Source organism: Alkalihalophilus lindianensis (genome assembly GCF_032843265.1).
In the GTDB taxonomy this organism is placed as follows: Bacteria; Bacillota; Bacilli; order Bacillales; family Bacillaceae_D; genus Alkalihalophilus; species Alkalihalophilus lindianensis.
In genome coordinates this window covers 1-235 of record NZ_JAWJBA010001041.1, presented here as the reverse complement: position 1 = coordinate 235, position 235 = coordinate 1, and the positions used below count along the sequence as shown (strand labels likewise).

General features: G+C 35.3%; 1 protein-coding gene. It reads right to left on the bottom strand.

Features of this window, described 5'->3' with window-relative positions:
• Nucleotides 1-216: ArsR/SmtB family transcription factor (locus RYX56_RS25285; protein ID WP_317124507.1), on the bottom strand; the 216-nt coding region annotated here is incomplete at its 3' end.
• Between the last annotated feature and the right edge of the window lie 19 nt (nucleotides 217-235).

Genomic DNA, 235 nt, shown 5'->3' with positions numbered 1-235 from the left:
CGTAATTAACCCAGCTCGTAATAGTATGGAAAGGTATTGAGATGCTGTTGATTGCGTCATTTTCAATTTATCTGTTATTTGACTAACACATACCCCTGTAGTATTCATATCAATCCCTTCGTGGGGCGTAAAATGACGATCAGGTTCTTTCAGCCATTGTAAAATTTGCAATCTCGATTCATTGGATAAGGCTTTAAAGACTTCAATTAGTTCCATACAAATCATTATATCGAAA